Consider the following 6822-nt stretch of genomic DNA (forward strand, 5'->3'; position numbering starts at 1 on the left):
ACCGATTAGGTGGCTTTTTAATGCGAGTTGCGATTAGATCTATAATTAGATTTTAGTTAACCAGCCGTGCTTGTCTTCACTTTTACCCCATTGAATATCGTTCAATGCTTGGCGAAGGCGCGCAGTCGTTGGGCCTGGCTCGCCAGTACCTACTTTGTATTCTTTATCGTTATGAATAAACGTACCCACAGCAGTTAGTACAGCTGCAGTGCCCGAAAGCGCCGCTTCAGTACCTGGTTTAGCAGCACGCTCTAGTAGCTCAGTAACGCTAAAGTTACGCTCGCTTACCGTCATACCTAAATCTTTTGCTATGGTTAAAATACTATTACGCGTTACACCGTGTAAAAACGTGCTATCAAGCGCTTTAGTGATAATTTCGTTGCCATCAATAAGTATAAAGTTAGCAGCACCGGTTTCTTGTACGTCGCCACCTGGGCAAAATAAAATTTGATCTGCTTGATACTTAGTTCGTGCAGCACTAATAGGTGCTAGAGCACTGGCGTAGTTACCACCACTTTTTACCATACCCATGTGCGGAGCGCAGCGCATACCATCTTCTTCAAGCAGTACGCGCAGTGCAGTTGCGCCACCGGCAAAGTAATCACCTACTGGCGATAGTAACGTGTATAAAAGCGAGCTCATTGATGGCGCAGCTGCTTTACCAATTGCCGCCTCAGTACCAATGTGCGTTGGGCGAATATACATAGAGCCTGGTGGTAATGGCGTTTCATCTGCGTATTCACGCATAATATCGATAATCATCGTTTTTAGCATATCACTGTCAAAACTCGGTAAGCTTAATAGCGCTGAGCTTTGTTGCATGCGTGCAATGTTTGCATCCATTCTAAAAAGATAAACAGAACCATCTTCATGGCGAAAGGCTTTTAAGCCTTCAAAACATGTACTTGAATAATGAAGAACGTGCGCACCAGCATGAAGTTCAAGTTTATCGGAAGGGACAATTGAGCTCTCGCTCCATTTATTATCAGAAAAACGAGCTTGAATCATCTGCGGCATAAACACGGTACCAAATGCGGCCATTTTAATCTCTCTTGTGTGGTCTATTTCCCTCCATTGTATGACAATCACACGCTATTTAACCATAGCTAAAGTAAGGCTTTTTTAATTAACTATGAGAATTTTTTGCAAGTGCTGTTTACTAATTAACCGTATTGAGTGCAATAAACAAAAAAATCGGTCAGTGTAGTTACACAGACCGATTTTTTCATTCGTTAATTAAAACATGTTTATTTAAACGAATATTTAATAATACGTTTTAACACCGACGTATACTGCCTAAAAAAACTACCGGTATGGTAATCAATGCCGTGTTTATTCAAAACAGCTTGTACTTGAGGCGCTACTTCTTGATAGCGCGAAGACGGCATATCAGGAAATAAATGATGCTCTATTTGGCAGCTCAAATGCCCTGTTAAAACATGAAACCAATGCGGCCCTTTAATATTAGACGAGCCCAGTACTTGGCGGTAATACCACTGCCCTTGAGTTTCGTTTACGCAGTCTTCTTGTTTAAAGGTCTCTGTTTCTTCAGTAAAGTGACCACAAAATATTATGGTCGACGTCCATAAATTACGTATTAAGTTTGCCACTAAATTCCCCGCCAATACCCATAAAAATAAAGGCCCTGCAAGTAACGGAAATATCACATAATCTTTAATTAACTGGCGAGCGGCTTTACTAAAAAAGCGTTGCTTTAGTGTTGAGTGCGATACAAGCCCTTCGCGGTTTTCTTTCTTTTTACCAATAAAAACACGCTCTGCAGCCAACTCGTGATACGACACGCCCCACTGAAATAACACACTTAAATTAATATACGTAAAAAACTGCCATACATTTTTAAAACGCCACTTAAAATCATCGCTTAAACGCAACAAGCCATAGCCAAAATCACGGTCTTTACCAATAATATTAGTATACGTATGGTGCTCAAAGTTATGAACGCGGTGCCAACTTTGCCCATCGCACGCTATGTCCCACTCATAATGCTGTGAGTTAAGTTGCTTGTCGTTCATCCAATCGTATTGACCATGCATTAAATTGTGGCCAATTTCCATATTGTCTAAAATTTTAGCAAGTGCTAATAGCAATACACCTGCAACCCACAATAATGGCTGAATAAAACCAAGCATTAGCAAAATTCGCCCGCTCCATTCACACACTCGCTGTTTGCGCACAACAGAGCGAATATAGTCAGCATCTTGTTGGCCAACTTTGCTAAGGGTATCCATTTTAATGGCATCTAGCTCGCTTGCGAGCATGTCATAGTTAATGTTTTTCATAATTGTAACTCCAAATCACTAACAGGTTGGCTTACGCAAAGTTGTATTAATTGCTCGCCGTTGTCACTCAATTCACCTGTTTTTAAATTACGTACCACGCCTGACTTTTTAATACATTGGCATTGATGGCAAATACCAATACCGCAACCGCGTTTAACCGGTAATTGTTTTGCTTCAAACTGGGGTAGTAAAACATCGGTGCCCGATACAACATGGGCACTGGCGTTAATTTTTACATTAAATTGGCTGTCGTCGTTTAAGCTAGGCAGCGCCAAACCAAAGGCTTCTTGGTAGTAATTTAGCTTATGTGTTTTAGCAAAATCGCTCACCGTTTGCATAAATGCTGCAGGGCCACAGCAGTATATGTCTGGGTTTTCCCACGGCTTAATATTGCTGGTTATATCGCTTGATTGCTCACGCGTTAATAATAAAAACGAAAAATGCTCAAACTGCGCCGCCAACTCACTTAGCTCATCAACACATTGATGCTCAGTGGCTTTTGCGTAATACACTAACGAGACTTTTTGCGTAGTTTGGCTTAAGTAATCATCAAGCATAGCCAGCATAGGTGTTATACCCGACCCACCGGCAATAAAAGTGGCTGGCGTGTGTGTTTTTTTAAATACAAAGTCGCCGCTTGGCGCAGAAATATTGCACCACAAACCCGCTCTTAATGCACTGCTGAGTAAGCCAGTAAAGCGCCCTTGCGCATTTGTTTTAATTAGTAAACGCACTAACCCAGTATTTTTAAATTGCTGAGCGCTTGAGGCCACGGTAAAAACGCGTGTTAATAATCGCCCATTAATTTCAACCGTTAAACTTATATGTTGCCCTGACGTATGCGCCCGCCATTGTTTGCTTGGCTTAAGTTGCACACTTAAAAAACCGCCATCAAGCACAGCGGTACTAACTACTTGCGCTCTAAACTGCCCTGCACGCCACGCAGGTTTAAACACCTGCATTACGGGCTCTATGTAGCCTGCAAAACTTTGATGGTGTAAAAACCATTTTGAAAATTGGTTTAATACTTGAGTCATCATGGTTAAATCTCTATCAAATCTTAATTACTTTGAACTTACACGTGTACGCCCAAACTTCAGCGCACAAGTGTACGCTCAAATTTTAAGTTTTCAACCCCAATAGAGTAATTATTCAATTTTTATTAGCGCAATTTTCTAAAACAATTTCCTGTGATGAGGTAATTTTAAAACATATAAGTGTGCATTTTTCATTCAACTCAACACTTAACAAATTTATTTACGCCATGATAAGGTTATGTAAGATTGGATTAATTTTGGAAGCCATAATGATAAATTTAAGGTCACATAACACTCACCCTAAACTAATAAGTGCAGGCTTAGCCGTTGCTATATTTGCTACTAACGCACCCGCGCATGCAAAAAGCGATTACGTAAAAAACTATAAGCAGCTCGATACTTTATCGCTTAGCGTTAACGCAGTAACAGCGGCAGAAGGTGTAGTTATACCTTGGGCTATTGAGCCTTTAGCTAATGGTGATTTACTAATATCTGAGCGCAGTGGAGCGTTATTTTTATTACCTAAAAATACCACTAAATTAACTAAGGTCTCTGGGCTGCCCAACATTGACGCTAATGGCCAAGGTGGATTACTTGATTTATCACTACACACCGATAGTAAGCAAAACCAATGGCTATACTTTAGTTACTCAAGTAGTGAGGGCAAAGGAAGCGGAAGTAACACCGCTTTAATGCGCGCCAAGCTAAGTAGCGATCATACGCAGTTGTCTGATCAGCAATTGCTATACAAAGGCGAGCATAATACTACCAAAGGCCAGCACTACGGCAGCCGTATTGTGTTTGATGATGAAGGTTATGTTTATTTTTCAATTGGCGATCGCGGCTCGCGCGACATAAACCCGCAAGATCTCACTCGCGATGGCGGTAAAATTTATCGCTTACACGAAGATGGTAGTATCCCAAGCGACAATCCGTTTGTTAAACAAAAAGATGCAAAACATGCTGTATGGTCTTATGGGCATCGTAATCCACAAGGCATGTGGTTTGATAATCAAAATAATATTTTATGGTCTCACGAGCACGGACCGCGCGGCGGCGATGAGCTTAATATTATAAAAAAAGGCGCTAACTACGGGTGGCCTTTAGTAAGCTATGGCGTTAACTACAGCGGTACCAAGTTTACAGACCTTGAAGAAAAAGACGGCATGCAATCGCCCGTATTACATTGGACCCCTTCAATTGCCCCTTCCGATATGTTGTATGTAACGAGTGATAAATACCCAAAGCTTAAAGGTAAGCTATTACTAGCATCAATGAAATTTGCATTCATTAGCGCTCTGGAACTATCAAAAGGTAAGGTTGTTAAGCAATATAAAATACTCGATGGAATTGGCAGAGTACGCAGTTTAGCTCAAGGCAGTGATGGTTTTATTTATTTAGGTATTGATGGCCAAGGTATTAAACGCCTAGAGCCAGAAACGTAAGCACTAGAACCAGAACTAGCACACAGTACGTTAATAACTACACCGTGTTTACTTTGCGCTTTAAAAGCGCAAAGTGAACATTTTCACCAAACAAAGAACTATTAAGCCCATTAATGCGTACACTAACTACATATAATTTAATAAATTAAGAGAATACTAATGTTTTCATTTTTAAAGCCTGACCCAATAAAAAAACTGCGTAAAGAATACGACGTAAAACTAGAACAAGGCATGCAGGCACAAAGAAAAGGCGACATTAAAAGCTTTGCCATGTTAAGTGCGGAAGCCGAAAAAATCTGGAGTGAAATAGAAACTCTAGAGGCTAAAAAAGCCAAGTAATACCAATCGTGTTAAGTTATTAGACATTTATAGCGACGGATAAATAGAGTGATAACAAGGCATAAATTTCGACATGTAGTTGTTCTACATGTGAAATTTATAACGCCGTTAACGCTTTATTTAGCACGCTAGAAAGGCTAAATATTTAAGTCGATTGGTATAAGTACATCGTGTCTGCCCTGTTTTAAAAGCAGGAAGACGCGTTTAGTAAATAATTCATGACCTCCTTATACAACTTCCACCATTCCTAAACCACCTTTTATAATATGCATACACAAACAAGTGTACTTAAAGCGGCTACTTGCATTATCACCACCGTTTTTTAGTGGCTGTTAAATGATTTACAAGGTTGACATCTTACGATTTATTGGTATATCAGCGTCGGAAACAGCAATTCTTACAACAGAGCGAACGAGTTAGCGGGCGAGCCTGCTGAATAGAATCAATGAGTTAACTTGCTTAATTGCTCAGGCTAGTAGCGACTGTGCGTGATGAAAATATCATTGCTTAACAGTTAAATATTAGGTTTAATAGGAACATAATAAACGCTGAGTAACGCAGGGATAGCTTAGATACGATATACACGTCAATGAAATTGACTAGATATCGGTTAGACCATAAAAAGCCTTTCTTTATAAGTAAAGTCCATAGCATAAACAATACCAACGCGAACACACCGAGCAGGTAGTGCCTCAGTCCAACAAGCGATTATGCAACACACACTGCGTGTTGCATAAATACTAAAGTGTTATGTGTAGTATGTAGTATGTAATATGGAGTTCTGAGTGAGTAAATGTGTTGTAGAGTATGACATTAATTTAGAAAGTGATATTCAACTATCGTTTTCAATGGATAAATGTACGGTTGAAACAACTGTTGGATCGGATGATAACACCTCTCTACTAAAGGTTACTATTGTATACGACAGCAAGGCATATGAGACTTTAGCTGATGCCCCCATTTTTACTCGATCTCGTTATTTAAGCATTTTAGGAATCATTTCCTTTATTGTTGATGAACCATTTGATGTGTTTGGTTCATCTACTAGAAAAATGGTAGTAGCTGACGACTGGGAATTGTCAATAAATAATACTTTATTTAAGGGTGGAGTTGATTACTCATTTAATTTGCAAGAGCTTTTAAATAAGCTCGGCAGTTTAAGACAACACGATAAAGAACTTATGTTTTCTCTTTTAGATCGTTGGCGAAAAGCTAGGTTCTTAGAAAAAGAAACAGAAGAAAGTCTTCTATATAATGACGAAGCGACATTATCTTACTTTCATGTATTAGAACTTCTTGGAGATCTTTCATCCAAAAAATTAATAAATGAATCGAAAGCACTAATGGAAGATTTTTGTCGAAAATATAACGAAGAAATCCTTTCATTGTCAGGTGTCGCGTTAGATAGTGAAACATCTGCCAAAGCAAAATTAATGTCCTCAGTCTTGGAAAAAGATATTTCAGTGTTTGCAAAAATATCCTATTCGCTGAAAAAGTATAACCTTTTCGATGAAAAAACGTCTTATTGGACGAAAAGTTTAATCGAAGCAAGAAACTCTGTAGCTCACGGAAGACGAGTATTTTATGACAAAGCTATTTTCCCAGTACAACCATTTTTTCCTCTAGCTTCACATGATCTGTATCCACTGGAATTTTTGCGAATTTTTACTGCAAAAGTTATTTCAGCTCATTTTGGAGTTT

Annotated in this window: 6 protein-coding genes; 3 read left to right on the plus strand and 3 right to left on the minus strand. The window is 39.3% G+C overall.

Annotated elements, in window-relative coordinates:
* Positions 1 to 45: 45 nt before the first annotated feature.
* From CXF89_RS21055 to CXF89_RS21065, 3 genes are all read right to left on the minus strand, one after another.
* On the minus strand, positions 46 to 1047 hold the full coding sequence (locus tag CXF89_RS21055; RefSeq protein WP_257983256.1) for a branched-chain amino acid aminotransferase: 1002 nt from the start codon (positions 1045 to 1047) through the stop codon (positions 46 to 48).
* Between the two features lie 200 nt (positions 1048 to 1247).
* Entirely contained in the window at positions 1248 to 2300 is a 1053-nt protein-coding gene (locus CXF89_RS21060; RefSeq protein ID WP_121955676.1) for a fatty acid desaturase family protein, read from the minus strand.
* Positions 2297 to 3340, minus strand: a complete 1044-nt coding sequence (locus CXF89_RS21065) for a flavin reductase family protein (RefSeq protein ID WP_121955677.1) — start codon at positions 3338 to 3340, stop codon at positions 2297 to 2299. The genes CXF89_RS21060 and CXF89_RS21065 overlap by 4 nt, the downstream gene beginning before the upstream one ends.
* 266 nt (positions 3341 to 3606) lie before the next feature.
* Here CXF89_RS21065 and CXF89_RS21070 point away from each other — a divergent pair, with 266 nt between their 5' ends.
* From CXF89_RS21070 to CXF89_RS21080, 3 genes are all read left to right on the plus strand, one after another.
* Positions 3607 to 4782: a PQQ-dependent sugar dehydrogenase gene (locus CXF89_RS21070; RefSeq protein WP_121955678.1), complete on the plus strand. Its 1176-nt coding sequence runs from the start codon at positions 3607 to 3609 to the stop codon at positions 4780 to 4782.
* 159 nt (positions 4783 to 4941) lie between these two features.
* A complete protein-coding gene (locus tag CXF89_RS21075; RefSeq protein ID WP_002959772.1) occupies positions 4942 to 5121 on the plus strand; it encodes a DUF6435 family protein in 180 nt (59 codons plus the stop codon).
* 785 nt (positions 5122 to 5906) lie between these two features.
* Positions 5907 to 6822, plus strand: a 916-nt coding sequence (locus CXF89_RS21080) for a hypothetical protein (protein ID WP_145990868.1), incomplete at its 3' end; no start/stop codon positions are given.

It is taken from the genome of Pseudoalteromonas sp. MelDa3 (assembly GCF_002863625.1).
Classification (GTDB): Bacteria; Pseudomonadota; Gammaproteobacteria; order Enterobacterales; family Alteromonadaceae; genus Pseudoalteromonas; species Pseudoalteromonas arctica.

Coding starts and splice junctions, on each gene's coding strand:
- CXF89_RS21060 (WP_121955676.1), bottom strand. CDS start 2,300: ATGAAAAACATTAACTATGACATGCTCGCAAGCGAGCTAGATGCCATT.
- CXF89_RS21065 (WP_121955677.1), bottom strand. CDS start 3,340: ATGATGACTCAAGTATTAAACCAATTTTCAAAATGGTTTTTACACCAT.
- CXF89_RS21070 (WP_121955678.1), top strand. CDS start 3,607: ATGATAAATTTAAGGTCACATAACACTCACCCTAAACTAATAAGTGCA.
- CXF89_RS21075 (WP_002959772.1), top strand. CDS start 4,942: ATGTTTTCATTTTTAAAGCCTGACCCAATAAAAAAACTGCGTAAAGAA.